Origin of the sequence: Pseudomonas putida, from assembly GCF_002741075.1 — a bacterium.
Classification (GTDB): Bacteria; Pseudomonadota; Gammaproteobacteria; order Pseudomonadales; family Pseudomonadaceae; genus Aquipseudomonas; species Aquipseudomonas putida_T.
Genome location: NZ_CP016634.1, coordinates 4086608 through 4111182, shown reverse-complemented (window position 1 = coordinate 4111182; position 24575 = coordinate 4086608). Strand labels below are relative to the sequence as shown.

Below are 24575 nucleotides of genomic sequence, written 5' to 3'. Positions count from 1 at the left end.
GGTAAACCCGCAGGTTTCTCTAGGCCTCTTGATGACGCACACATGAAAACGGGGCCTTGCGGCCCCGTCGTGCATTACAGGTAGTACGCCTTCAACGGCGGGAAACCATTGAACTCAACCGCGCTATAGCTGGTGGTGTAGGCGCCGGTGGACAGCCAGTAGAGGCGGTCACCGATGGCCAGGTTCAGCGGCAGGCCGTACTTGTAGTGCTCGTACATGATGTCGGCGCTGTCGCAGGTAGGACCGGCGATGACCACTTCTTCGGTCTCGCCTTTCTTCTCGGTCCAGATCGGGAACTTGATCGACTCGTCCATGGTTTCGATCAGGCCGGAGAACTTGCCCACGTCGGTATAGATCCAGCGCTCGACGGCAGTGCGCGATTTGCGCGCCACCAGCACCACTTCGCTGACCAGGATGCCGGCGTTGGCGATCAGAGAACGGCCTGGCTCGAGGATGATTTCCGGCAGGTCGTCACCGAAGTCTTCCTTGAGGAAGCGGATGATTTCCTCGGCGTAGGTCTCGAGGCTGTTGGTACGGGTGATGTAGTTGGCCGGGAAGCCGCCGCCCATGTTGATCAGCTTGAGTTCGATGCCGTCTTCTTCCTTCAGGCGCTCGAAGATCACCTTGACCTTGGCGATGGCCGCGTCCCAGACGCTGATGTCGCGTTGCTGGGAGCCTACGTGGAAGGAAATGCCGTACGGCACCAGCCCCAGGTCGCGGGCCAGGATCAGCAGGTCCATGGCCATGTCGGTCTGGCAGCCGAACTTGCGCGACAGCGGCCAGTCGGCGGTGGTGGAGCCTTCGGTGAGGATGCGCACATAGACTTTCGAGCCCGGTGCGGCCTTGGCGATGTTGCGCAGGTCCGCTTCGGAGTCGGTGGCATACAGACGTACACCCTTCTCGTAGAAGTAGCGGATGTCCTTGGATTTCTTGATGGTGTTGCCGTAGCTGATGCGGTCGGCGGTGACGCCACGGCCCAGCACTTTATCCAGCTCGTAGATCGAGGCGATGTCGAAGCTCGAGCCTTTTTCCTTGAGCAGGTCGATGATCTCGACCGCCGGGTTGGCCTTGACGGCATAGTAGACCTTGGCGAATTCGAAACCTGCGCGCAGGTCGTCATAGGCCTGGCTGATCATCTGGGTGTCGATGAGTACGAACGGGGTTTCCTGCTTGTCGGCGAACGCCTTCATCTTCTGGAAGGTGTCACGCGCGAAATAGTCTTCGACCTGAATCGACATGCTGAGGGACTCCATGGGCAAACAGAAAAATTAAGTGGCGCAAACTGAACGTCCTCCGTATCCCCACTTTGGTTCGCCTACTTCCCAAGGCATGTCGCCGAAAGCAAAAAGGTCAACCGTGCCCGTGAAGCGGAGCGGCGGGTGACCTTGCTGTCTCGTCGTCAGTACTTGAGCCGGATGGATCGTTTCCAGCATGGACGTTCGGCGCGCACTTTAGGGCGTGAGGAATGCAGAATCAACAGGCAATCCCGGCACGTTCGTCGCGATTTGGCCACCTGCCACTGGAATAACCGACCTGTGTGAACGGCTGATGTTCCCAAGCGTAAAAAATTGTGGAATGGACCCCATCGCCCCCTTCACGGGCGAGCCCCCGAAAACGACGCCGTGGTGTTCGCCAGGCGCTGGGTGAGCGACGGGGTTCAACAGATCAGCGGCGCCAAAGTGTTCATATTTATGGCCACCTGCGCGACGTTCCAGATCGACCGAAATACCGATAAATTTTTTGTTACCAAGCCCTAGGTCGCTCGGCTCATCGCGATTTGCCGCCGTTTATGAGAAGCATTACTATTCGCGACCTCGTATCGCTCCTCTAGATGGCCGCGACCATGTCAGGACACAAAGGCTTCCTCGATCACTATCACGAGCTGATCGGCACCTGGACGCGCAAGCTGCGCAACCGTCCACAGGCCGAGGACCTCGCCCATGACGCTTTCGTGCGCGTGCTGGAAAACCCATGCCAGGTCATTGAGCAGCCGCGTGCCTACCTGCACCAGACCGCCCGCAACATTGCCGTGGACGGATACCGCCGGGAGGACCGGCGCCAGGCCGTGGAAGAGGAAATGCTCGACGATGGCGCCGCAGGCAATGGTGATCCGGAAGCCTATGTGCACGCCCTGGAACTGGCCGACAGGGTCGAGCGCGCCCTGGCCGAGCTGCCGATCAATTGCCGGCAGGTGTTCGTCTGGCAGAAGCTCGAAGGGCTGACCCAGGCGGAGATCGCCGCGCGCATGGGGCTGAGCAAGAACATGGTCGAAAAGTATATGATCCGCACGCTCCGGCATCTGCGTGAGCACCTGGATGTGTCCACCCGATGAGTCAGGAGACCCTTTGCATGAAACAGCCCGGTGCCGAAGACGTGCGCGAGCAGGCGGCCGAATGGTTCGCGCGTATCCAGGATGCGCCGGATGATGCGGGGCTGCAGGCGCGCTTGCATCAGTGGCTGCAGGCCGATTCCCGCCATCGTGAGGAGTACGACCTGCTCGAGCGGTTGTGGCGGGCCGCCGATCACATCCCATCCCAACGCCTGGAGGCGTTGTGCGTACCTGAGCCTGTGCGGCAACTGCCCCGTCGACGCTTCCTGCAGCAGGCCCTGGCGGCGGGCGTGGGCGTCGCCGCCCTTGGGCTGGGCTGGCGCGGCTGGCAATACACGCGCGAAAACCATCGCGAAGACCTGCAGACCGCCCTGGGCGAACGTCGTGACATCGAGCTGCCGGACGGCTCGCAACTGCAGCTCAATGGCGCGACACGCCTGAGCGTGAGGTTCAGCGCCGGGCAACGGCAGGTCGTGCTCGAGGCGGGCGAAGTGATGTTCAGCGTCGCCCACGACAGTGCACGGCCGTTCGTGGTCGACACCGCCCAGGGGCGTGTCATCGTGACCGGAACCCGGTTCGATGTGCGCCTGGATCCTGGGCACACCCGGGTGGCCGTGGAACAGGGCTCCGTGAAGGTGGAGGGGGCTGCGGGGCCCTCGGCGCAGCTCACCGCAGGCCTCGGTGCGCATATCGATCCGCAAGGCCAGGTCGCGGCGCCTTACCCTGTGAATGCGGCTGTCATGACGGCCTGGCGTCAGGGCAAGCTGGTGTTCGACAACGCCACCTTGGCCGAGGTGGTGGCCGAAGTGTCCCGCTACCGTACCCACCCCTTGCGCGTCGCCCCTGGCAACGTCGCGGGCCTGCGCCTGTCCAGCACCTTCAATGTCGACGACACCGACGCGCTGTTGCGTGCCCTGCCGAGCCTCCTGCCGGTCGCCATCAAGACCCACGGCGACGGCTCCAGCGAAATTATCGCGAAATAGATTCAGGTTTTTTTTCACTCGTTCGTCTTCCTCGCCAGCTGCAATTGCCAAGCATTTCCATTTGCGTGTGGTTGGCGTTCATCCCGACTTTCAGGATTCTTCGACGACGTGAACAACAACAAGCCCTTCCTGCGTTTGCCTTCCCTCGCGCTGGCCCTGGCGATCAGCGCCGCCACGGCCAATGCCTACGCCGAACAAACGCAGGCCACGATCCAGATCCAGGCTCAGCCCCTGGCTTCGGCCTTGAACCAGTTGGGGCAACAGACCAACCTGCAATTGTTCTTCAGCCCTGAACGGGTGGCGGGCAAACAGGCCCCGGCGGTGTCGGGCACGCTCGCGCCGGAGCAGGCCCTGCAACAGTTGCTGCAGGGCAGTGGGCTGACCTACGAAATGTCCCAGGGCACGGTGGTGGTCAAACCGGTCGAGAACGCTGGCACGCTGACCTCCGGCAGCCTTGAGCTGGCGCCTACCGATGTCAAAGTGGTCGGCGACTGGCTGGGCGATGCGCAACAGAGCGTGGTGCAGAATCATCCTGGCGCGCGCACGGTGGTACGCCGCGAAGCCATGGTGGAAAAGGGCGCGATGAACGTGCGGGACGTGCTGCGTGGCATCCCCGGTGTGCAGGTTCAGGATTCCAACGGCACCGGCGGCAGCGACCTGTCGCTCAATGTGGGCGTGCGCGGCCTGACATCGCGCCTGTCGCCGCGCTCGACCGTGTTGATCGACGGCATTCCCGCCGCCTTCGCGCCCTATGGCCAGCCCCAGCTTTCCATGGCGCCTATCTCTTCCGGCAACCTCGACAGCATCGACGTGGTCCGCGGCGCCGGCTCCGTGCGCTATGGCCCGCAAAACGTCGGCGGGGTGATCAACTTCGTCACCCGTGCTATTCCGGAGAAAGCCTCCGGCGAGTTGTCCACCACGCTGGAAACCTCTCGCCATGGCGGCTGGAAACACACCGAGTCGGCATTCGTCGGCGGCACCGCCGACAACGGCATGGGCGTGGCATTGCTCTATACCGGCGTGAACGGCAATGGCTATCGCAGCAGCAACAATGGCAACGACATCGACGACGTCATCCTCAAGACCCACTGGGCGCCTACCGACAGCGACGAGTTCTGGCTCAACTTCCACTACTACGATGGTCGCGCCGACATGCCCGGTGGCCTGACCCAGGCGCAGTTCGACCATGACCCCTTCCAGTCGGTACGCGACTACGACTACTTCGCAGGTCGTCGCAAGGACGTGTCGTTCAAGTGGCAGCGCCAGCTCGACGATGCCACCCAGTTCGAGGTGCTGACCTACTACACCGACAGCTTCCGCGGCAGCTCCATCGCCGACCGCACCCTGCAGACCCTGTCGTCGTACCCGCGCAACTATCACACCTTCGCCATCGAGCCGCGCCTGTCGCGGATCTTCTTCGCCGGCCCTACTACCCAGGAAGTGAGTGTCGGCTACCGCTACCTGAAGGAAGCCATGCGCGAGCAGTCCTCGCAGCTGGCGCTGGTCGACAACGTGCCGACGCCAGTCCCGGGCTCCGACGGCCATGTCATCCAGGACCGCAGCGGGGGCACCGAAGCCAGTGCCTACTACATCGACGACAAGATTGACGTCGGCAACTGGACCATCACCCCCGGCATTCGCTTCGAACACATCAATACCGATTGGCGCGACCGCCCGGTCCTGGATGAAGACTACCAGCGAGTCCCTGAGAAAAACCGCAGCGTCACCAGTAACGAGCCCCTGCCAGCATTGAGCGTGATGTATCACCTGTCCGATGCCTGGAAGCTGTTCGCCAACTACGAGACCTCGTTCGGCAGCCTGCAGTACTTCCAGCTCGGGCAGGGTGGTAACGGTGACAGTACCGCCAATGGCCTGGAGCCAGAGAAAGCCAAGACCTACGAGGTCGGCACGCGTTATGACGATGGCCATTTCGCAGGCGAGCTGACCGCGTTCTACATCGACTTCGACGATGAGCTGCAATACATCAGCAACGAGGTGGGCTGGACCAACCTGGGGGCGACCAAACACCAGGGCATCGAAGCCGCCGTGCGCTATGACTTGTCCGGGCTGGATGAGCGTCTGCAAGGCCTGACGGCCAATGCCGGCTACACCTATACCCGCGCCACCTACGAAGGCGAGATCCCGGGCTTCAAGGGCCGCGACCTGCCGTTCTACTCCCGCCAGGTGGCGACCGCCGGCCTGCGCTACGCGATCAATCGTTGGACCTGGAACCTGGATGCCTATGCCCAATCCAAGCAGCGCTCGCCTGGCACGGGGATCACCAAGGGGCAGTTCAACGGCGACTACATCACCGAGCCGAGTGCCGATGGACGGTTCGGCGACATTCCGGGTTATGTGACCTGGCATGTGCGTGGCGGGTATGACTTCGGGCCGCAGCTGTCGAACCTGAAGCTGGCGGCGGGGGTGAAGAACCTCTTCGACAAGCAGTACTACACCCGCTCCAGCGACAACAATGCCGGCCTCTATGTGGGCGAGCCGCGCACCTTTTATGTGCAGGCCAGTGTAGGGTTCTGACACCGGTGGTGCCTGATTCGCGGGTCAACCCGCTCCCACAGGCAGAACGCCATTGCTGGGAGCGGGTTCACCCGCGAAGAGGTCGACACGTGCCTTAGGAGACCACCGCCTCGGCTGGCGAAACGATACTGGTCTTGCCACCACGCGAACGCCCAGAGCTCAGGTAGGCCGCAATGGACTCCTGGGTTACCTCGCCCAGGAACACCTGCTCGGCATCGAGCACCGGCAACCACGCACGATTGAACTCGTACATCCGCGACAGGAGGATGCGCAGGTGTTCGTCGTGGGCCGCGGTGGCATTGAATGGGTGCAGGAAGTCGCCACAGTTCCCCTGCTGACGATGCAGGTCGCGTCGGCGCACATACCCCAATGCCCGGTTCTGCGCATCGGTGACCACCACATAGCGGCGGTCATGTTCGTCCATCAGCTCCAGCGCATCGGCCACAGGCGTCTCGGGGGCGAGGGACGGGGCGTTGTCTGCGGCATCCTCTGCACGTACCAGCAGCAGGCGCTTCAGGGTGCTGTCCTGGCCGACGAAATTGCTGACGAAGTCATCCACCGGATGGGCAAGCAAGGTGTCCGGGTGGTCGAGCTGCAGCAGCTTGCCGGCGCGGAAGATGGCGATCTTGTCGCCCAGCTTGATCGCTTCGTCGATGTCATGGCTGACCATGATCACGGTCTTGTTCAGCGCCCGTTGCATCTCGAAGAACTCGTTCTGGATCATCTCGCGGTTGATCGGGTCGACCGCGCCGAAGGGTTCATCCATCAGCAGCACCGGTGCCTCCGCGGCCAAGGCGCGGATCACGCCGATCCGCTGCTGCTGGCCACCTGAAAGTTCACGTGGGTAACGCTGCAGGTACTGCTTGGGCTCGAGCTTGATCATGTGCATCAGCTCGCGGGCACGCTCGTGGCATTTCTGCTTGTCCCAGCCCAGCAGGCGCGGGACGACCGTGATGTTTTCCTCGATGGTCATGTTGGGGAACAGGCCGATCTGCTGGATCACGTAGCCGATGTGGCGACGCAGGGTCACCTCGTCCAGGGCACTGGTGTCCTCGCCATTGATCAATACCTGGCCGCTGGTCGGTGTGATCAGGCGGTTGATCATTTTCAGGGTGGTGCTCTTGCCGCAGCCTGAGGGGCCGAGGAACACGCAGATTTCGCCTTCGTTGACGGTGAGGCTGACCGCGTCGACGGCTTTGACGTCCTTGCCGTTGACGTTGAAGGTCTTGCTGAGGTTCTTCAGTTCGATCATGGGCGCAGTCCTTCTGGAGTCAGGGCACGTTGCAGGGTTTGCAGAAGCAGGTCGGCGACGATCGCCAGTAGGCTGACCAGCACGGCGCCGACCAGCAGCATGGACATGTCGCTGCGGCTGATGGAGGTGAGGATAAGTACACCCAGGCCGCCGGCGCCGATGGTGGCGGCAATGGTCATCACGCCGATGTTCATCACCACGGCAGTGCGCACGCCGGCGAGGATCACCGGCACGGCGATGGGCAGCTCGACCATGCGCAGGCGCTGGCCGAAGGTCATGCCGATGCCACGCGCCGCTTCACGGATGCCGGGCTCGACATTGGTCAGTGCCAGGTAGGTGTTACGCAGGATCGGCAGCAGCGAATAAAGGAACACCGCAGTGATCGCCGGCAGTGGCCCCAGGCCCTGGCCGAACTTGGAATAGAATGGCAGCAGCAAGCCGAACAGGGCGATCGACGGGACGGTCAGCAGCACCGTGGCACTGGCCTGCAGCGGGCCGGCCAGGGTCGGGAAGCGGGTCATCAAGATCCCCAAGGGTACGCCGACCAAGATCGCCAGGCCCACGGCCACGCCTACCAGGGTGATGTGCTGACCGGTCAGATGCAGGACCTGGGCCCAGTCCAGGTGGGTGAACGTATCGAGCAGGTTCATGGCTGTACCTCACTGATCGGGTGATCACGCAGGAATGCCGCAGCCACGGTGGTTGGGCTCTGGTGCTCGACATCGACCTTGGCATTGAGCGCGCGCATGGTCTGGTCGTCGAGCAGCTCGGCCAGCGGCTTGAGCTGGGCGGCCAGTTTCGGGTTGGCGTCCAGCGTCTGCTGGCGCACCACGGGGGCGGCGGTGTAGTCGGGGAAGTAGTGCTTGTCGTCTTCGAGCAACTTGAGGTTGAACGCGTTCAGGCGCCCGTCGGTGGTGTACACCAGGCCGGCGAAGACCTGGTTGTTGCGCATGGCGGTGTAGACCAGGCCACTGTCCATCTGGCGAATGTTGCGCCGGTCGAGCGGCAGGTCGTACAGCTCGCGCAATCCCACCAGGCCATCCGGGCGATTGGCGAACTCAGTGTCCAGCGCCACCAGGTGGTTGCGCTCGTGCTCGTCGCGCAGCACCCGCTGCAACTGGCTGATGGTGGTGAGCTGCGGGTAGGCCTTGGCCACGGTTTGGGGTAGGCCCAGGGCATAGGTGTTGCTGAACTTCGATGGTGTCAGCCAGACCAGTCCTTTCCTGGCATCCAGGGCCTTGACCTTGGCATAGGTGGCTTCGGCGTTGGGCATGCGCTCTTCGATGTGGTTGTAGGACACCAGCGAAACCCCGGTGTATTCCCACATCAGGTCAAGTTGGCCGGTTTCGTGGGCCTGGCGTGCGATGTTGCTGCCCAGTCCCTCGGTGACGCGCACGTCGTAGCCGTTGGCGCGCAAGTATTGGGCGGTGATTTCGGCGAGCACGGTCTGTTCGGTGAAGACGCGCGCACCGATGCGAATCAGCGGTTTTTCCGCTGCATGGGCGAGCCCTGCGAACAGCATGGCCGCGCCCAAGAGCAAGGCGATTTTCTTGTTCATCGGTTCTCTCTTTTTATTGAGCCAGGCCGCGTTCCAGCCAGCGTTTGCTGGAAAGGCTCACCACGGCATCGAGCACCAGTGCAAGCAAGGCCGTGCAGGCCGCTCCCAGCAGCAGTTGCGGCTGGTTGTTCAGGGCGATGCCGGGGAAGATCAGGCTGCCCAGACTGTTGGCGCCGATCAGAAACGCCAGTGGCGCGGTGCCCACGTTCAGCGCCAGGGCCACGCGCACACCGCCGACGATGATCGGCACGGCATTGGGCAGTTCCACCTGCCAGAGTTGCTGGCGCGCGGTCATGCCGATGCCGGTGGCGGCTTCCTTGAGCGAGGCGGGGACGTTCTTCAGGCCTTCGTAGGTGTTGCGCACGATGGGCAGGAGGGAGGCGAGGAACAGGGCGAAGATCGCAGGGCCTGCACCGATGCCCAGGACACTCAGGGCGATGGCCAGGACGGCCAGGGGAGGGATGGTATTGCCAACGTTGAACAACTGCATGAAGCGCTCGGCCTTGTCGACCCTGTGCGGTCGACTCAAGGCAATGCCGGTGGGGATGCCCACGGCCAACGCCGCCGCCATCGAAGCCAGCACCAGTACCAGGTGCGCTTGCAGGTAGAACCAAAGGTCTTCGCGATAACGCGCGAAGGTCTCGATGCCGATCCAGTGGACCAGCAGGGCCAGGATGACGAGCACGGCGGCCCATCCCAACAGCCCTTTGCCATAGCGTTCAGCCACAGGCGGACTCCTTTGTAGTCGGCGATCACACTCCCGTGGCGGGCGCCATTCCTGGCAGCAGGCAGTGTGGTCGCGAGTAGCAGCGTGGTGCCCTGCGAAGGCAGTGCGGTCACGCCATGAGCCGAACCCCGTCGGGCCCGAAATGCAGATGAAACCCGCCCTGAACCGAAGCGGGTTGCAGGGGAGTGGACGTCTCCATGGCTTTAAAGGTTCCCATCTGAAGCGGCGTTTGGCCAGTGTTAATCACTGGCATGCAGGAAATATCGCGCGATAAAAAACCGTGGATAGTACGTCTGGGCGTTGAAGTACCTACTCTTCGAGGGCTTGCCGGAAGACGACTGTGCCTGGGCATGCACCGGTCACGCTTGAAGGCGTCTCTGAGGCACCGACGCTTCGCAAGATTCAGAGCCGATAAGCCCAATGGTCCAGGCGGGTTTTGGTCCTTGCTTCGACATCGGGTATGATACTGCCCCTTTTTGATCCCACGTCAGGCGATTTCCCATGACCAACCAGGCCGCCGAAGTCGCGAAGCGCCGCACTTTCGCCATCATTTCCCACCCCGACGCCGGTAAGACCACCATCACCGAGAAGCTCCTGCTGATGGGCAAGGCCATTGCCGTCGCCGGTACCGTGAAGTCGCGCAAGTCCGACCGCCACGCCACCTCCGACTGGATGGAAATGGAGAAGCAGCGCGGCATCTCCATCACCACCTCGGTGATGCAGTTCCCCTACCGCGAGCACATGATCAACCTGCTCGACACCCCCGGCCACGAGGACTTCTCCGAAGACACCTACCGCACCCTGACCGCGGTGGACTCGGCGCTGATGGTGCTCGACGGTGGTAAAGGTGTAGAGCCGCGGACCATCGCCCTGATGGACGTCTGCCGCCTGCGCGACACGCCGATCGTCAGCTTCATCAACAAACTCGACCGCGACATCCGCGACCCGATCGAACTGCTCGACGAGATCGAGGCGGTCCTGAAGATCAAGGCTGCGCCGATCACCTGGCCGATCGGTTGCTACCGCGATTTCAAGGGTGTGTACCACCTGACCGGCGACTACATCGTGGTCTATACCCCAGGCCACGGCCATGAGCGCACCGAAGCCAAGATCATCCAGAAGCTGGACTCCGACGAGGCCCGTGCGCACCTGGGCGACCAGTACGATTCATTCGTCGAGCAGTTGGAGCTGGTGCAGGGCGCCTGCCATGAGTTCAACCAGGACGAGTTCATCAACGGTCAGCTGACCCCGGTGTTCTTCGGTACCGCCCTTGGCAACTTCGGTGTCGACCATGTGCTCGATGCGGTCGTCGATTGGGCACCGCGCCCACTGGGCCGCGTTGCCCACGAGCGCACCGTCGAGCCTGTGGAAGAGAAGTTCACCGGCTTCGTGTTCAAGATCCAGGCGAACATGGACCCGAAACACCGCGACCGCATCGCCTTCATGCGGATCTGCTCGGGCAAGTACGAAAAAGGCATGAAGATGCGCCACGTGCGCCTGGGCAAGGACCTGCGCATCGGCGATGCGCTGACGTTCTTCTCCTCCGAGCGGGAACAGCTCGAAGAAGCCTATGCCGGCGACATCATCGGCCTGCACAACCATGGCACCATCCAGATCGGCGACACCTTCACCGAAGGCGAGGCGCTGGGCTTCACGGGCATTCCACACTTCGCCCCGGAACTGTTCCGCCGCGTGCGCCTGAAGGACCCGCTCAAGTCCAAGCAACTGCGTCAGGGCCTGCAGCAGTTGGCCGAAGAGGGCGCGACCCAGGTGTTCTTCCCCGAGCGCAGCAACGACATCATCCTCGGCGCCGTAGGTGTGCTGCAGTTCGATGTGGTCGCCAGCCGCCTGAAGGAAGAATACAAGGTCGAATGCGCGTACGAGCCCATCACTGTCTGGTCGGCACGCTGGATCAGCTGCGACGACAAGAAGAAGCTCGAGGAATTCCAGAACAAGGCCATGGAGAACCTGGCCATCGACGGTGGCGGTCACCTGACCTACCTGGCGCCGACCCGGGTGAACCTGTCGTTGATGGAAGAGCGCTGGCCGGACATCCAGTTCCGCGCGACGCGTGAGCACCACTGATTCGGGAAGCGTGCACCTGCCCTCCGTGGGAGCGGGTTTACCCGCGAATGCGATGCTGGATCTACCGGCGCATTCGCGGGTGAACCCGCTCCCACGGAGACCGCGTTACGGCCGAAGCTAATTTCCGGCTTTGATGCTGGTCCAGATCCGTGTACGAATGCGGTCGATCTTCGCCGGCATCGCTTCCAGGGCATACAGCTTGCCCAGCACCTCGTCACTCGGGTAGATCATGCTGTTGGCCTTGAGCTTCGGGTCCACCAGCGTGTCGGCTTTGAGGTTGCCATTGGCGTACTGCACGTAGTCGCTGATGTTGGCCATCACCTCAGGCTGCAAGAGGTAGTTCATGTAGGCATAGCCTGCTTTCTCGTCCGGCGCATCGGCGGGCATGGCGACCATGTCGAACCACAGCGGCGCCCCTTCCTTGGGGATCGAGTAGCCCACCTTCACCCCATTGTTCGCCTCTTCGGCGCGATTCTTCGCCTGCAGCACATCCCCCGAGAAGCCCACCACCACGCAGATGTCACCATTGGCCAGGTCGCCGGTGTACTTGGAGGAGTGGAAGTAGCTGATGTACGGGCGCACCTGCATCAGCAGCGCCTTGGCTTTGTCGTAGTCGGCCGGGTTCTGACTGTGGTGTGGCAGGCCCAGGTAGTGCAGGGCGATCGGCAGCAGCTCCGGGCCATTGTCCAGCACGGCGACGTCGCAGCTTTTGAGTTTGGAAATGTTCTCGGGCTTGAAGATCAGGTCCCAGGAGTCCACCGGCGCATTGTCGCCCAGCACCGCTTTGACCTTGTCGATGTTGTAACCAATGCCAGTGCTGCCCCAAAGGTAGGGGAAACCATAGCGATTGCCCGGGTCGTTCACCTCCAGTGCCTTGAGCAGCACCGGGTTGAGGTTATGCCAGTTGGGCAACTGGCTCTTGTCCAGCGGCTTGAGGGCTTTGCCCTGGATCTGCCGGGCCATGAAGTGGTTGGAGGGGAACACCACGTCGTAGCCGGAATTGCCTGTCATCAGCTTGCCGTCGAGGGTCTCGTTGCTGTCGAACACGTCGTAGGTCGGCTGGATGCCTGTGGCGTGCTGGAACTGCTTGAGGGTGTCGGGGGCGATGTAGCTGGACCAGTTGTAGATCTTCACCGAGTCGGCGGCGTTGGCCACGCAGGTGGCGAGCATCAAGGGGGCGAGCAGGAGGGTGCGCATGTCCGGTATACCTTTCTTTGCTTGTTGTTATCGAAGGGCGGCAGGCGATCGGTGCATCAAAAAATCAAAACGTAGGTCTTGCGCACTGTCTCCTGGATATCCCAGGTGCCGGTGCTGTTGGCCGGCAGCATCACGGCGTCGCCAGCTTCGATGAGCAAGGGCTCGCCACCGTCGGGGGTGAAGGTGCAGCGGCCCTTGATGAAGTGGCAGAACTCCTGCTGTACGATCTGCCGCCGCCAGCGCCCCGGGGTGCACTCCCAGATGCCGGTTTCGACACCGTCGTTGCGTTCGACACAGGTCACCGAAGTGACCGCGACCGGTTCACTGAGAGGAACGGCAACAGGGGTGGAGCTTTCCAGGGGGACGCTGCCTGTGTGCTTGAACTGGGTGATGCTCATGACCGTGGATCCTGTGTAGTGGTTTAAGGGAATCAGCGCATGAAGCCTTCCATGAAGTCGGCAAGCGTGCTGGCCAGGCGGCGTCGCCAGGGGGCGCTGCCGGGCCGGGCGAGGGTCTGGTCCTCGTGCACGAAGCTTCGGATGATTGCGTTGTAGCCCAGCCAGCGGCAGGGCTCGGGCGGCCAGCTGGCCAGGCTCGACAGCGGGCGGTTGTCGTACACCCAGGGTTGTGCGGTGAGGGCGTTGTGCTGGTCGAGAATCAGCGCGGCCAGGGTACGTCCGCCCAGGTTGGTGGCGCCGACGCCTTCGCCGCCATAGCCACCCGACAACGCAATGCCGCGCTGGCGGTCGCACAGCATGTGCGGGTGGAAGCGCCGCGCCATGCCCAGGTTGCCGCCCCAGGAGTGGGTGATACGCACGTCCTTGAGCTGCGGGAACAGGTCGCCGAACAGGTAGCGGCGCAGGGCGATTTCGCTGTCGGTGAGGCTGAAGTCTTCCCGCAGCCGGCCGCCGAAGCGGTAGCCGCCGCGGGCACCGAACACCAGGCGATTGTCGGCGGTGCGTTGGCCATAGGTGACCTGGCGGCTGCCTTCGCTGAAAGCCTGACCGTGGTTCAGGCCGATCTGTGCCCAGGTCGATTCCGGCAGCGGCTCGGTGGCCACCAGCAAGCTTTGCACCGGCAACTGATGGCGGCCCAGGGGGGGCAGGCTGGCGGCATAGCCTTCCACGGCTGGCACGATCCACTGGCTGCGGATCGTGGCCTGGGGCGTGCGCACCTCGCCGGTTCGCCACTCGATGGCCGGGGTGTTCTCATAGATCGGCACGCCGAGGCGTTCGACCGCGCGGGCCAGTCCACGGACGAGCTTGGCCGGCTGGAGGGTGGCGACGTGCGGACTGAAGATCGCGCCGTAGGCATTGCTCACCCGCAGTTGGCCATCCAGTTGCTCGGGCCCCAGCCAGCGGTAGTCGTCTTCGTTCATGCCTTGGCGATAGAGGTCGTCCAGGTAGGCGCGCAGGCTGCGTTCCTGTTCCGGATAGCGGGCAGCGCAATAGAGCACGCCGCCTTTACGGTAGTCGCAGTCGATGCCCTCGCGTTGCAGGACACTGTGGACCTCGTCGGGGATGTCATGCAGCAGATCGGTGCTGGCGCGGCGCTGCTGCGGCGAGAGGCTGGCGAGCATCCGGTCCTCGCCGAGCAGGTTGCCCATCAGCCAGCCGCCGTTGCGGCCCGAGGCGCCGAAGCCTGCGATGTTGGCGTCGATCACCGCGACGTTCAGTTGCGGCGCCTGGCGCTTGAGATAGTAGGCGGTCCATAGGCCCGTGTAGCCGGCGCCGATGATGCATACGTCTACTTCCAGGTCTTGTCCCAGGGCTGGGCGGGCGCAGAGTGGCTCCTTGAGTTGGTCCATCCACAGGCTGATCGTACGCCAGGCTTGCATCGGGTTGCGCTCCACATCCGTAAAGGTCTGGGGCGATCCTAGTGGCCTGCGGGGAAGGTTGTCTTACGTGCGTGCACGCAGGGAAATCTGCTTCACATAGGCCTTGGGCGACAAGCCGGTGTGTTCGCGGAAACACTTGTAGAACGCCGACAGCGAATTGAAGCCTGCGGCGAAGGCCAGGTCATCGACCGGGGCTGCGGCGTCCTGGGCGTCGAGGCTGGCCAGCAGGTGTTGCAGGCGGGCCTGGTTGACGTAGCGGTAGAAGCTTTGGCCCAGCACCTGGTTGAGCAGGTAGGAGATCTGGTTGCGGCTGTAGCCGCTGTGGTCAGCGACCTGTTGCAGGTCCAGCTCCGGGTCCAGATAGGGGCGCTGACGCTGGAAGTAGTGCTCCAGGTCTTGGGCCATGGTGGAGAGCTGGCGGGGTGACAGGCCCAGGCGACTGGTGGCCGGGCGCGGGTTGGCACGGCTGGCGCCCTGGGCGTCACGACGCACCAGGGTGGCGTATTCGTTGATGCGCCAGATCAGCCCGTCTTTGACGGTGATCGCCTCGCTGGCCTGGAACGCCACCAGTCCGTCACCGCCCTGGACCGTGACTTGGTACTGGATGAACGCCGTGCAGCCGTCCACACGGATGCGGTCGCTGTGCACGATGTCTTCGCCGGCCTGGTGGGGCAGGGAAGCACGCACATAGTCGCGCAGCTCGTCGAGGCCAAGCACGCGGTTCTGGAAGAAGTCGTGGTACTGGATGTCCGGGTGGTACAGCGCCATGACGCCGTCGAGGTCACGGTGCTTCCAGCATAAGTGGTAGCGCAGGACGGTGTCGGCCGTGAGCGGGGTTTGCTCTGGGCCGTCGGGGAGGGTGGTGGCGATCATGGGCGTGATAGTGCATTGCAGAACACCCTGGCGCAAGGCCATGGATCCGGCATATTGCACGGTATTGCCAAGCGGCTTGTCGGCTAACCCGTTGATTCCACTGAGGGTGATTTTTCAGTGAGACTGGCATGGGCGCTGCAGCTGTCTTTTCACCAACGAATGGGAGAAAGGCCATGCGCTCGATACTGCTTTGGATGATTGGGGTGCCGATCCCGGTGATCATCTTGATCTGGTTCTTCATGCATTGAGGCACAGGGCCACTGTGCGGCCTGTTCGCGGGTAACCCGCTCCCACAGGGGAAGCGGGAATCCTTTTGAGGCGGGTTTACCCGCGAACAGGGTCTAAACCGATCTAGAGAAACTGCTCGGCATAGTGGCAGGCCACTTGCCGCGTACTCACCTGCCTCAACGCCGGTACTTCCTTGGCACAACGTTCGGTGGCATACGGGCAGCGCTTGTGGAATGCACAGCCGTCTGGTGGGTTGAGCGGGTTGGGCAGCTCACCGGCAATGCGGATCTTCGGCTTGAGCGGATCGGGGTGGATCGCCGGAGTCGCCGACAGCAGTGCCTGGGTGTAGGGGTGCAGGGGCTTTTCGTAGATGTCCTCCTTGGGCCCCATCTCCGCCGGGCGGCCCAGGTACATCACCAGCACCTGGTCGGCCACGTGGCGCACCACCGCGAGGTTGTGGGAGATGAACACGTAGGCGGTGTTGAACTCCTTCTGTAGGTCCATGAACAGGTTCAGTACCTGTGCCTGGATCGACACATCCAGGGCCGATGTCGGCTCGTCCGCCACCAACACCTTGGGTTGCAGCATCATCGCCCGGGCCAGGGCGATGCGCTGGCGCTGACCGCCGGAGAACATGTGCGGGTAACGCTGGTAGTGCTCCGGGCGCAGGCCGACCTGCTCCATCATCTTCTGCACTTTCTCGCGCCGTTCGGTCTTGCTCAATGCGGTATTGATCAGCAGGGGTTCGGCGAGCTGGTCGCCGATCTTCTGCCGCGGGTTGAGCGAGGCGTAAGGGCTCTGGAAGACCATCTGCACGTCGCGGCGCAGTTGCTTGCGCTCGGCCTTGCTGGCGCCTTTGACCTCGGTCCCGGCGATCTGCAGGGAGCCGGAGGAGGGTTCCTCGATCAGCGTCAGGGCCCGGGCCAGGGTGGACTTGCCGCAGCCGGACTCGCCGACCACGGCGAGGGTCTTGCCGGCCTCCAGCTCGAACGATACGCCGTTGAGGGCGCGCACCAGCGCATGGCCCTTGAACAGGCCGCGAGAGACTTCATAGTGGCGGGTCAGCTCACGGGCGGACAGAACGACGGTCATCACGCCACCTCCTGGTTCAGCGGATAGAAGCAACGCACCAGGCTATGAGCCTGGGGATCGAGAGGTGGACGCTGCTGGCGGCAGTTGTCCTGTACGTACGGGCAGCGCGGTGAGAGCAGGCAGCCTTTGGGGCGGTCGTAACGCCCGGGCACGATCCCTGGCAGGGTAGCCAGGCGCTCGGCACCGATGCTGTGCTCGGGAATGGCCGCCAGCAAGGCTTCGCTGTAGGGGTGCGCGGGGACGTCGAACAGCTCCGGCACCTGGCCTACTTCCACGGCCTGGCCGGCATACATCACGCACACGCGCTTGGCGGTCTCGGCGACCACGGCCAGGTCGTGGGTGATCAGGATGAGCGCCATGTTGCGCTCTTTCTGCAGGTTCACCAGCAACTCCATGATCTGGGCCTGGATGGTCACGTCCAGCGCCGTGGTCGGTTCGTCGGCGATCAGCAGCTTGGGTTCGCCAGCAATCGCCATGGCGATCGCCACACGTTGGCTCATGCCGCCGGAGAGCTGATGCGGGTAGGCGTCCAGGCGGCTTTCGGCGGCCGGGATCTCGACTTTCTTGAGCAGCTCCAGGGCCCGCTGGCGCGCGGCCTTGCCCTTCAGGCCCAGGTGTTGGCGCAGGACTTCCTCGATCTGGTAGCCCACGGTGTAGCTGGGGTTGAGTGCGGTCATCGGGTCCTGGAAGACCATGGCGATGTCCTTGCCCACCACCTTGCGCCGTTGCCGGCCGCTGAGCCGGAGCATGTCGGTGCCATCGAAATTGAGCGCGTCGGCGGTGATGCGCCCGGGGGCGTCGATCAGGCCCATCAGGGCCATCATGGTGACTGACTTGCCGGAGCCGGACTCGCCGACGATCGCGAGGATTTCGCCGGCTTGCACCGCCAGGTCCAGGCCGTCCACCACGGGCACGGCATTGGCGTCGCCGAAGCGCACGTTCAGGTTGTTGATCTGCAACAGTGACATGGCGTTCTCCTCAGGCGGCGTTCTTGAGTTTCGGGTCCAGCGCATCGCGCAGGCCGTCGCCCATCAGGTTGATTGCCAAGACACTGAGCAGGATCGTCAGGCCCGGCAGGCTCACCACCCACCAGGCGCGTTCGATGTAGTCACGGGCCGAGGCCAGCATGGTGCCCCACTCAGGGGTCGGCGGCTGCACGCCCAGGCCCAGGAAGCCCAGGGCGGCAGCGTCGAGGATCGCCGAGGAGAAGCTCAAGGTGGCCTGGACGATCAATGGCGCCATGCAGTTGGGCAGCACGGTGACGAACATCAGGCGCGGCAGACCGGCGCCAGCCAGGCGCGCGGCGGTGACGTAGTCGCGGTTCAGCTCGCCCATCACTGCGGCGCGGGTCAGGCGCACGTAGGAAGGCAGCGAGACGATGGCGATGGCGATCACGGTGTTGATCAGGCCAGGGCCGAGGATGGCGACGATGGCCACGGCCAGCAGCAGCGAGGGCAGGGCCAGCATCACGTCCATCAGGCGCATGATCGAAGGGCCGAGGATCTGCGGGAAGAACCCGGCCAGAAGACCCAGCAGGATGCCTGGAATCAGCGACATCACCACCGACGACAGACCGATCAACAGCGACAGCCGCGCGCCCTGGATCAGGCGCGAGAGCAGGTCGCGGCCGAGTTCGTCGGTGCCGAGGATGAACTGCCAGGTACCGCCTTCGAGCCACACAGGCGGGGTGAGCAGGAAGTCGCGGTATTGCTCGCTCGGGTTGTGCGGTGCGATCCAGGGGGCGAACAGCGCGCAGAACACGATCAGACACATGAAGGCTAGGCCGGCCACGGCGCCTTTGTTGCGCGAGAAGGCCTGCCAGAACTCCTTGTACGGGGAGGGGTAGAGCAGGCTTTGATCCACTGGGCTGGCCGGCGTGACGGATTTTGGAATAGGGCTTGTCATGGCTTGGGCCTCAGCGCTGATGACGGATGCGTGGATTGGCCAGGCCGTAGAGGATGTCCACGACGAAGTTGACCAGGATCACCAGGCAGGCGATGAGCAGGATGCCGTTCTGGACCACGGGGTAGTCACGGGCGCCGATGGCTTCGATCAGCCATTTGCCGATGCCCGGCCAGGAGAAGATGGTTTCGGTGAGCACGGCGCCGGCGAGCAGGGTGCCGACCTGCAGGCCGAACACGGTCAGCACCGGAATCAGCGCGTTGCGCAGGCCATGGATGAACACCACGCGGGCGGGCGACAGGCCCTTGGCGCGGGCAGTGCGGATGTAGTCTTCGCGCAGGACTTCGAGCATGGAGGAGCGGGTCATGCGGGCGATCACCGCCAGGGGGATGGTACCCAGCACGATGGCCGGCAGGATAAGGTGCATGACGGCGTCCTTGAAGGCGCCTTCCTCGTCGCTGAGCAACGTGTCGATCAACATGAAGCCGGTTTTCAGCTCGATGTCATAGAGCAAGTCGATGCGCCCGGAAACCGGGGTCCAGCCCAGGCTCACCGAGAAGAACATGATCAGGATCAGGCCCCACCAGAAGATCGGCATGGAGTAGCCGGCCAGCGACACGCCCATGACCCCGTGATCGAACAGCGAACCGCGCTTGAGCGCGGCGATCACCCCGGCCAGCAGGCCGACGATGCCAGCGAACAGCAAGGCGGCGAAGGCCAGTTCAAGGGTGGCGGGGAACAGCGTGAGGAACTCGTTCCACACGCTCTCGCGCGTGCGCAGGGACTCACCCAGGTCGCCCTGGGCCAGTTTGCCGATGTAATCCAGGTACTGGACCGGCAGCGGCTTGTTCAGGCCCAGACGTTCCATGGCCTGGGCATGCATCTCAGGGTCGACCCTGCGTTCGCCCATCATGACTTCCACCGGGTCGCCGGGGATCAGGCGTATGAGCGCGAAGGTCAGCAGGGTGATGCCGAAGAAGGTCGGAATCAGCAAGCCGAGGCGCCGGGCAATAAAACTCAACATCGTCGGGTGTACCTCATTAAGCCGGTCAGGCGGTGCCGCCGGTTCCCGTGTGGGTCGCCGGCGGTCGTTGTTGTTGTGTCACTTCACCTTGGTGGTGGCGAAGTTGTTGTTGGTCAGTGGGTTGATCACGTAGCCCTCCACGTTCTGGCGCATGGCGGTGAACATCTTCGGATGGGCCATGTTGATCCACGGTTGGTCCTCATCGTACACCGTCATCGCTTCGGCATAGACCCACCGGCGCTCATCGTCGCTGCTGATGGTGCGGGCGCGAGTGATCAGTTCCTGGAATTTCGGGTTGCACCAGCGGGCATAGTTCTCGCCGTTCTTCGCGGCCTCGCAACTGAGTAACGGGCCGAGGAAGTTGTCTGGGTCACCGTTGTCGCTGGCCCACCCGGTGGAGACCATGTCGGCTTCACCGGCCTTGGCACGGCGCAGCATTTCGGCCCATTCCATGACACGGATATCGAGCTTGATGCCGATCTGGGCCAGATCGGCCTGGAGCATCTCGGCGGAAAGCCGTGGATTGGGATTGGTCGGTCCGCCGCCGTTGCGAGTGAAGAGGGTCATCACGGTTCCGTCCGGCACGCCCGCCTCTTTCAACAGCGCCCGGGCCTTGTCGAGGTCGCGCGGTGGATTCTGGATCATGACGTTGTTGCCCAGCATCGTATGCGGGTACGGATTGACCGCCTCGGTCGCGTTGCCCTTGCCGAACAACTGGTCGATATGGTGCTGGCGGTCGAAGGCCATGTTGATGGCTTTGCGCACACGAACATCGCTCAGGTATTTGTGCTGTGTGTTCATGGCGATATAGCCGGTGACCAGCGCCTCGATTTCGGCGACCTTGAGCTTGGGGTCGGCCTTGATCGCCGGCACATCGTCCGGCTTGGGGTACAGGGCAATCTGGCACTCGTTGGCGCGAAGCTTTTGCAGGCGCACGTTGCTGTCGGTGGCGATGGCGAAGATCAGCGCGTCCGCCGGTGGCTTGCCACGGAAGTAGTCAGGGTTGGGCTTGTAGCGGACCTGGGCATCCTTGTTATAGCGCTGGAAGATGAACGGCCCGGTGCCGATCGGCTTGCTGTTCAGATCGCCGGTCTTGCCGGCCTTGAGCAACTGGTCGCCGTACTCGGCCGAGTAGATCGAGGTGAAGGCCATGGCCATGTCGCGCAGGAAGGGCGCTTCCGGACGGGTCAGGGTGATCACGACGGTGTGGTCGTCGGTCTTTTCCACTGACTTGAGCAAGTCCTTGAAGGCCATGCTCTCGAAGTAGGGGTAGCCGACGCTGGTCTTGTCGTGCCAGGGATGATTCGGGTCCAGTTGGCGATTGAGGCTCCACAGCACGTCATCGGCATTGAACGCGCGGGTGGGGGTGAAATAAGGGGTGGTGTGGAACTTGACGCCTTCGCGCAGGTGGAAGGTGTAGGTCAGCCCATCCGGGCTGATGTCCCAGCTTTTGGCCAGCGCCGGCTGGATGTCGGTGGTGCCGGGCTTGAAGTCGACCAGGCGGTTGAAAAGGGTCTCGGCCGAGGCATCGGCGGTGACCGCGGTGGTGTACTGGACGATGTCGAAGCCTTCCGGGCTCGCCTCGGTGCACACCACCAGCGGCTTGGCCGCGAGCTGGGTCGCGGCGCCGAGAAGGACGGCCGCCAGGGCGGCACGCAGTGGTAGCGATGTCATGGAACCTCCCTGCAGATTGTTCCAGCGTAGCGCTTCGGCCCGCACGAGGCGGGCCGGACGCTTGGATCAGAGAATGTTGAATGGAATGGTGGTGACGATACGCAGCTCGTCCAGGCTACCGTCGGCCTGGGCCTTGCTGGCGCGGTGGGCGGTGTAGGTGGCGCGGATGCTGGTGTCCTTCAGCGGCCCGCTCTGCACGGCATAGCTGGTGCCGATGCCCCACTCGTAGTGGGTCTCGCCGTCCATGCCTTTGACGTCGTAGGCATCGCCTCGGTAGTGAGTGCCGTCGATGCCCCAGCCACGGGCGTTGTAGACGTTGAACTTCAAGCCCGGCACTCCATACGGGGCCATGTTCAGCACGTAGGAGATCTGCAGGGATTTCTCGTTGGGGCCGTTGAAGTCCGACAGCAGCGAGTTGGCGAGATAGATGCCATTGGTTTCGTGCAGGTAGTCGAAGTACTCGTTGCCGTTGACCTGCTGCCAGGAGGCGCTCAGCGTGTGGGCCTGATGGGTGAGGCCGAACGACAGACTGTAGGTGTCGTTGTCGATCTCGCCCATCTTCTTGCTGCCGGTATCCACGGTCTTGTAGTAGTTCAGGCCCGTGGTCAGGCTCAGCACCGCGCTGTCGCCCAGCACATGGTTGGCGCCGAAGTAGTACTGGTTCCAGAAGTCATCGACCTTGGTGGTGTAGAGGCTGGTGGAGAGGCTCTTGAACGGCTGGTAATTGATCCCCGCAGTGCTGGCACGGTCGGTTTCGACACCATTGCCGTATTCGCTGCGGAACTTGCTCAGGCTCTGCTCGGTACGCGGGGAGACGCGGTCGAAGGTCCCCAGGTCGAACGAGAGGTTGTCGAATTCGGCGCTGTGTAGAAACGCACCCTGGAAGCTCGACGGCAAGGCGCGGTTGCCGATGTAGGAAATCATCGGCGTGTCCACCGACTGGCGGCCCACGGTAAGGGTGCTGTTGGAGACACGCGCCTTGACGTTGCCCAGGCCCATCTTGCTCCACTGGCCGATCACGTCGCCATCGCTGTGGGTCAGCGTGCGGTTGTTCGGTCCGGCGACGGCGGCGCGGCCACGTTCAAGGGCGATGGCGTTGTAACCGGCGGCCTCGACGGCGAAGCCCACAGTGCCCTCGGTGAAGCCAGAGCTGTAGTTGAGGATGGTGCCCTGCACCCAGTTGTCACGGCTGTGGGTCCGGTGCTGGGTGCCGTCGCTCTTGTAGTACTTGAACAGCGGCGCGCGGGTGGCGCGTTCGCGGGCGTACCAGTTGCGCGTGCTGCCGGTCAGGCTCTGGCCTTCGAGAAAGCCTTTGGCCTCGGCCTGCTCGCTGCTTGATTTGACGGTAACCGGAACGAAGTCCTGGCTGACGGGTTCGGCCTGGGCCGTGGCGGACAATGCGCCTATCGACAGGGCCAGTGCGGTAAAGGTTGTAGTACGTCTCAAGGTGAAGCTCCCTTTCTATTTTCTAGTTATTCCCAGGCCTTGTGGGCCGGGTGTTTTGCTGCGGTGTTGCCAGGGTTGCCGCGGGATCGCCGGGCAAATTCGGGGGAGTTGTATTGCCGCTGCCAGCCTCTTCGCGGATCAACCCGCGAAGAGGCTGGCAATCAATCAACACTCACACCGGAAAAGTCGTTGCGTCCAAAGGGGCTGACGCGAAAATCCGTGACCTTGGCGCTGATCGGCTGGTTGACCGTGGAATGGGCCACCGGGGTGATCGGCACCTGTTGCTTGAGACGTTGCTGGGCTTGCTGGTAAAGCCGGGTGCGTTGCTCGCGGTCGGTGACTTGCTTGGCCTGCTTGACCAGCGTGTCGTACTGACGGTCGCACCACAGTGAATAGTTGTTGCTGCCGATCGCATCGCAGCTGTACAGGGTGCCCAGCCAGTTGTCCGGGTCGCCGTTGTCACCGGTCCAACCGATCAGGGCGATGTCATGCTCACCGCTTTTCATGCGCTTGAGGTACTCACCCCATTCGTAGCTCACGATCTTGGCCTTGATGCCGATCTTGGCCCAGTCGGCCTGGAGCATTTCGGCCATGAGCTTGGCATTGGGGTTGTAGGGCCGCTGCACGGGCATGGCCCACAGGGTGACCTCGGTACCTTCCTTGACGCCGGCTTCCTTGAGCATTTCGCGGGCTTTGTCGGGGTCGAAGCCTGCGTCCTTGATGGTGTCGTCGTAGGACCACTGGGTCGGCGGCATGGCATTGACGGCGGGCTGGCCCGAGTCTTGGTACACGGCCTGGATGATCGCCTGCTTGTTCACGGCCATGTCCATGGCCTGGCGCACGTCGAGGCGGTCGAAGGGGGGATGCTGGGTGTTGTAGGCGATGTAGCCGAGGTTGAAGCCCGGTTTCTGCAGCACGGTCAGTTTGCTGTCGGCCTTGATCGCGGGCAGGTCGGCCGGGCGTGGGTGCAGGGTGACCTGGCATTCATTGCGGCGCAGTTTCTGGATGCGTACCGACGGGTCGATGTTGATGGAGAACACCAAGTTGTCGAGCTTGACCTGCTCCGGCGCCCAGTAAGCCGGGTTGCCCTTGTAGCGGATCTGCGAGTCCTTCTGGTAACGCTGGAACACGAACGGGCCGGTACCGATCGGCTTCTGGTTGATGTCGCTGGGGCGGCCCTTGGCCAGCAGGTGATCGGCGTATTCGGCGGAGAGAATCGAGGCGAAGCTCATGGCCAGGTTCTGGATGAACGCGGCATCGACGCTGTTGAGGGTGAACACCACGGTCAGTGGGCCGGCCTTGTCGACCTTGGCGATGTTCTTGTCCAGGCCCATGCTGATGAAATAGGGGAACTCGGTGGGATAGGCCTGGCGGAAGGGGTGTCGCTTGTCGAGCATGCGGTTGAAGGTGAACAGCACGTCGTCGGCATTGAAGTCGCGGCTTGGCGTGAAGTCCTTGTTGCCATGGAACTTGACGCCTTCGCGCAGATGGAAGGTGTAGCGCATGCCATCTTCGGAGATCTCCCAGAAGGTCGCCAGCGCCGGGTGCACGGCGGTACCGCCTCGCTCGAATTCAACCAGGCGGTTGTAGATCGGTTCGGCGGCATCGTTGTCGGTGGCGCTGGTGTACTGGGCCGTGTCGAAGCCGGCAGGGCTGCCTTCGGAGCAGAACACCAGGCTCTTGGCGAGCAGGTCTGGGGCCTGGGTCATCAGGCCGAGGCCGAGCAAGGTGCCGAAGAGGGTGACGGGGCGCATGGCTAGTCCTTTTGCGTCTGTCGTGCCGCGACCGGGTAGGAATCGCGGCAACAGGAGTCCGATCCCATTGCGGGTGGCA

General features: G+C 63.1%; 20 protein-coding genes. 4 read left to right on the top strand and 16 right to left on the bottom strand.

From position 1 onward, the window contains the following. Positions 1-74 precede the first annotated feature (74 nt). Positions 75-1238 (bottom strand): type III PLP-dependent enzyme, encoded by a 1164-nt coding sequence (locus IEC33019_RS19215; protein WP_043208127.1) that lies wholly within the window; start codon positions 1236-1238, stop codon positions 75-77. 593 nt (positions 1239-1831) lie between these two features. Between IEC33019_RS19215 and IEC33019_RS19210 the strand changes: the two genes are divergently transcribed. The 3 genes from IEC33019_RS19210 (at position 1832) to IEC33019_RS19200 (ending at position 5847) form a co-directional block, all read left to right on the top strand. Further along, on the top strand, positions 1832-2332 hold the full coding sequence (locus IEC33019_RS19210; protein ID WP_070093047.1) for an RNA polymerase sigma factor: 501 nt from the start codon (positions 1832-1834) through the stop codon (positions 2330-2332). 17 nt (positions 2333-2349) lie between these two features. Beyond that, entirely contained in the window at positions 2350-3312 is a 963-nt protein-coding gene (locus IEC33019_RS19205) for a FecR family protein (protein WP_070093046.1), read from the top strand. 108 nt (positions 3313-3420) lie between these two features. After that, complete coding sequence (locus IEC33019_RS19200) at positions 3421-5847, top strand: TonB-dependent siderophore receptor (protein ID WP_070093045.1); 2427 nt, start codon at positions 3421-3423, stop codon at positions 5845-5847. Positions 5848-5941: 94 nt separating this feature from the next. Here the strand turns inward: IEC33019_RS19200 and IEC33019_RS19195 are convergent, their stop codons facing one another. The 4 genes from IEC33019_RS19195 to IEC33019_RS19180 are packed head-to-tail and all read right to left on the bottom strand — an operon-like array spanning position 5942 to position 9384. After that, positions 5942-7099, bottom strand: a complete 1158-nt coding sequence (locus IEC33019_RS19195) for an osmoprotectant ABC transporter ATP-binding protein OsmV (RefSeq protein ID WP_070093044.1) — start codon at positions 7097-7099, stop codon at positions 5942-5944. Next, the gene (locus IEC33019_RS19190) at positions 7096-7749 is read right to left on the bottom strand and encodes an ABC transporter permease (RefSeq protein WP_070093043.1); all 654 of its coding nucleotides are present in this window, start codon (positions 7747-7749) and stop codon (positions 7096-7098) included. Before IEC33019_RS19190 ends, IEC33019_RS19195 begins: the two co-directional genes overlap by 4 nt. Continuing rightward, positions 7746-8657, bottom strand: coding sequence for a glycine betaine ABC transporter substrate-binding protein (locus tag IEC33019_RS19185; protein WP_070093042.1), 912 nt, complete (start codon positions 8655-8657; stop codon positions 7746-7748). The genes IEC33019_RS19190 and IEC33019_RS19185 overlap by 4 nt, the downstream gene beginning before the upstream one ends. Before the next feature lie 13 nt (positions 8658-8670). Then, entirely contained in the window at positions 8671-9384 is a 714-nt protein-coding gene (locus IEC33019_RS19180; RefSeq protein ID WP_070093041.1) for an ABC transporter permease, read from the bottom strand. Positions 9385-9885: 501 nt separating this feature from the next. On the opposite strand from IEC33019_RS19180, the gene IEC33019_RS19175 reads away from it, so the two are divergent. Next, entirely contained in the window at positions 9886-11469 is a 1584-nt protein-coding gene (locus IEC33019_RS19175) for a peptide chain release factor 3 (RefSeq protein ID WP_070093040.1), read from the top strand. Positions 11470-11586: 117 nt separating this feature from the next. Here IEC33019_RS19175 and IEC33019_RS19165 read toward each other — a convergent pair whose 3' ends face one another. The 11 genes from IEC33019_RS19165 to IEC33019_RS19115 form a co-directional block, all read right to left on the bottom strand. Beyond that, the gene (locus IEC33019_RS19165) at positions 11587-12666 is read right to left on the bottom strand and encodes a polyamine ABC transporter substrate-binding protein (RefSeq protein ID WP_099593846.1); all 1080 of its coding nucleotides are present in this window, start codon (positions 12664-12666) and stop codon (positions 11587-11589) included. A 56-nt stretch (positions 12667-12722) separates the two neighbouring features. Further along, positions 12723-13064: a cupin domain-containing protein gene (locus IEC33019_RS19160; RefSeq protein ID WP_070093038.1), complete on the bottom strand. Its 342-nt coding sequence runs from the start codon at positions 13062-13064 to the stop codon at positions 12723-12725. Positions 13065-13096: 32 nt separating this feature from the next. Next, positions 13097-14503: an NAD(P)/FAD-dependent oxidoreductase gene (locus IEC33019_RS19155; RefSeq protein WP_070093037.1), complete on the bottom strand. Its 1407-nt coding sequence runs from the start codon at positions 14501-14503 to the stop codon at positions 13097-13099. Between the two features lie 63 nt (positions 14504-14566). Then, positions 14567-15376 carry an AraC family transcriptional regulator gene (locus tag IEC33019_RS19150; protein WP_070093036.1) on the bottom strand — a complete coding sequence of 270 codons (810 nt, stop codon included), beginning with the start codon at positions 15374-15376 and terminating at the stop codon, positions 14567-14569. Positions 15377-15727: 351 nt separating this feature from the next. Continuing rightward, positions 15728-16696 carry a peptide ABC transporter ATP-binding protein gene (locus tag IEC33019_RS19145; protein ID WP_070093035.1) on the bottom strand — a complete coding sequence of 323 codons (969 nt, stop codon included), beginning with the start codon at positions 16694-16696 and terminating at the stop codon, positions 15728-15730. Then, the gene (locus IEC33019_RS19140) at positions 16696-17664 is read right to left on the bottom strand and encodes an ABC transporter ATP-binding protein (protein ID WP_070093034.1); all 969 of its coding nucleotides are present in this window, start codon (positions 17662-17664) and stop codon (positions 16696-16698) included. Before IEC33019_RS19140 ends, IEC33019_RS19145 begins: the two co-directional genes overlap by 1 nt. Positions 17665-17674: 10 nt before the next feature. Further along, positions 17675-18601: an ABC transporter permease subunit gene (locus IEC33019_RS19135; protein WP_043208158.1), complete on the bottom strand. Its 927-nt coding sequence runs from the start codon at positions 18599-18601 to the stop codon at positions 17675-17677. A gap of 10 nt (positions 18602-18611) precedes the next feature. Then, a complete protein-coding gene (locus IEC33019_RS19130; protein ID WP_070093033.1) occupies positions 18612-19622 on the bottom strand; it encodes an ABC transporter permease subunit in 1011 nt (336 codons plus the stop codon). Positions 19623-19700: 78 nt separating this feature from the next. Continuing rightward, positions 19701-21296, bottom strand: a complete 1596-nt coding sequence (locus tag IEC33019_RS19125; protein WP_070093032.1) for an ABC transporter substrate-binding protein — start codon at positions 21294-21296, stop codon at positions 19701-19703. 66 nt (positions 21297-21362) lie between these two features. Next, positions 21363-22742 carry an OprD family porin gene (locus tag IEC33019_RS19120; RefSeq protein ID WP_070093031.1) on the bottom strand — a complete coding sequence of 460 codons (1380 nt, stop codon included), beginning with the start codon at positions 22740-22742 and terminating at the stop codon, positions 21363-21365. A 161-nt stretch (positions 22743-22903) separates the two neighbouring features. After that, complete coding sequence (locus IEC33019_RS19115; protein ID WP_099593844.1) at positions 22904-24496, bottom strand: ABC transporter substrate-binding protein; 1593 nt, start codon at positions 24494-24496, stop codon at positions 22904-22906. Positions 24497-24575: the final 79 nt, after the last annotated feature.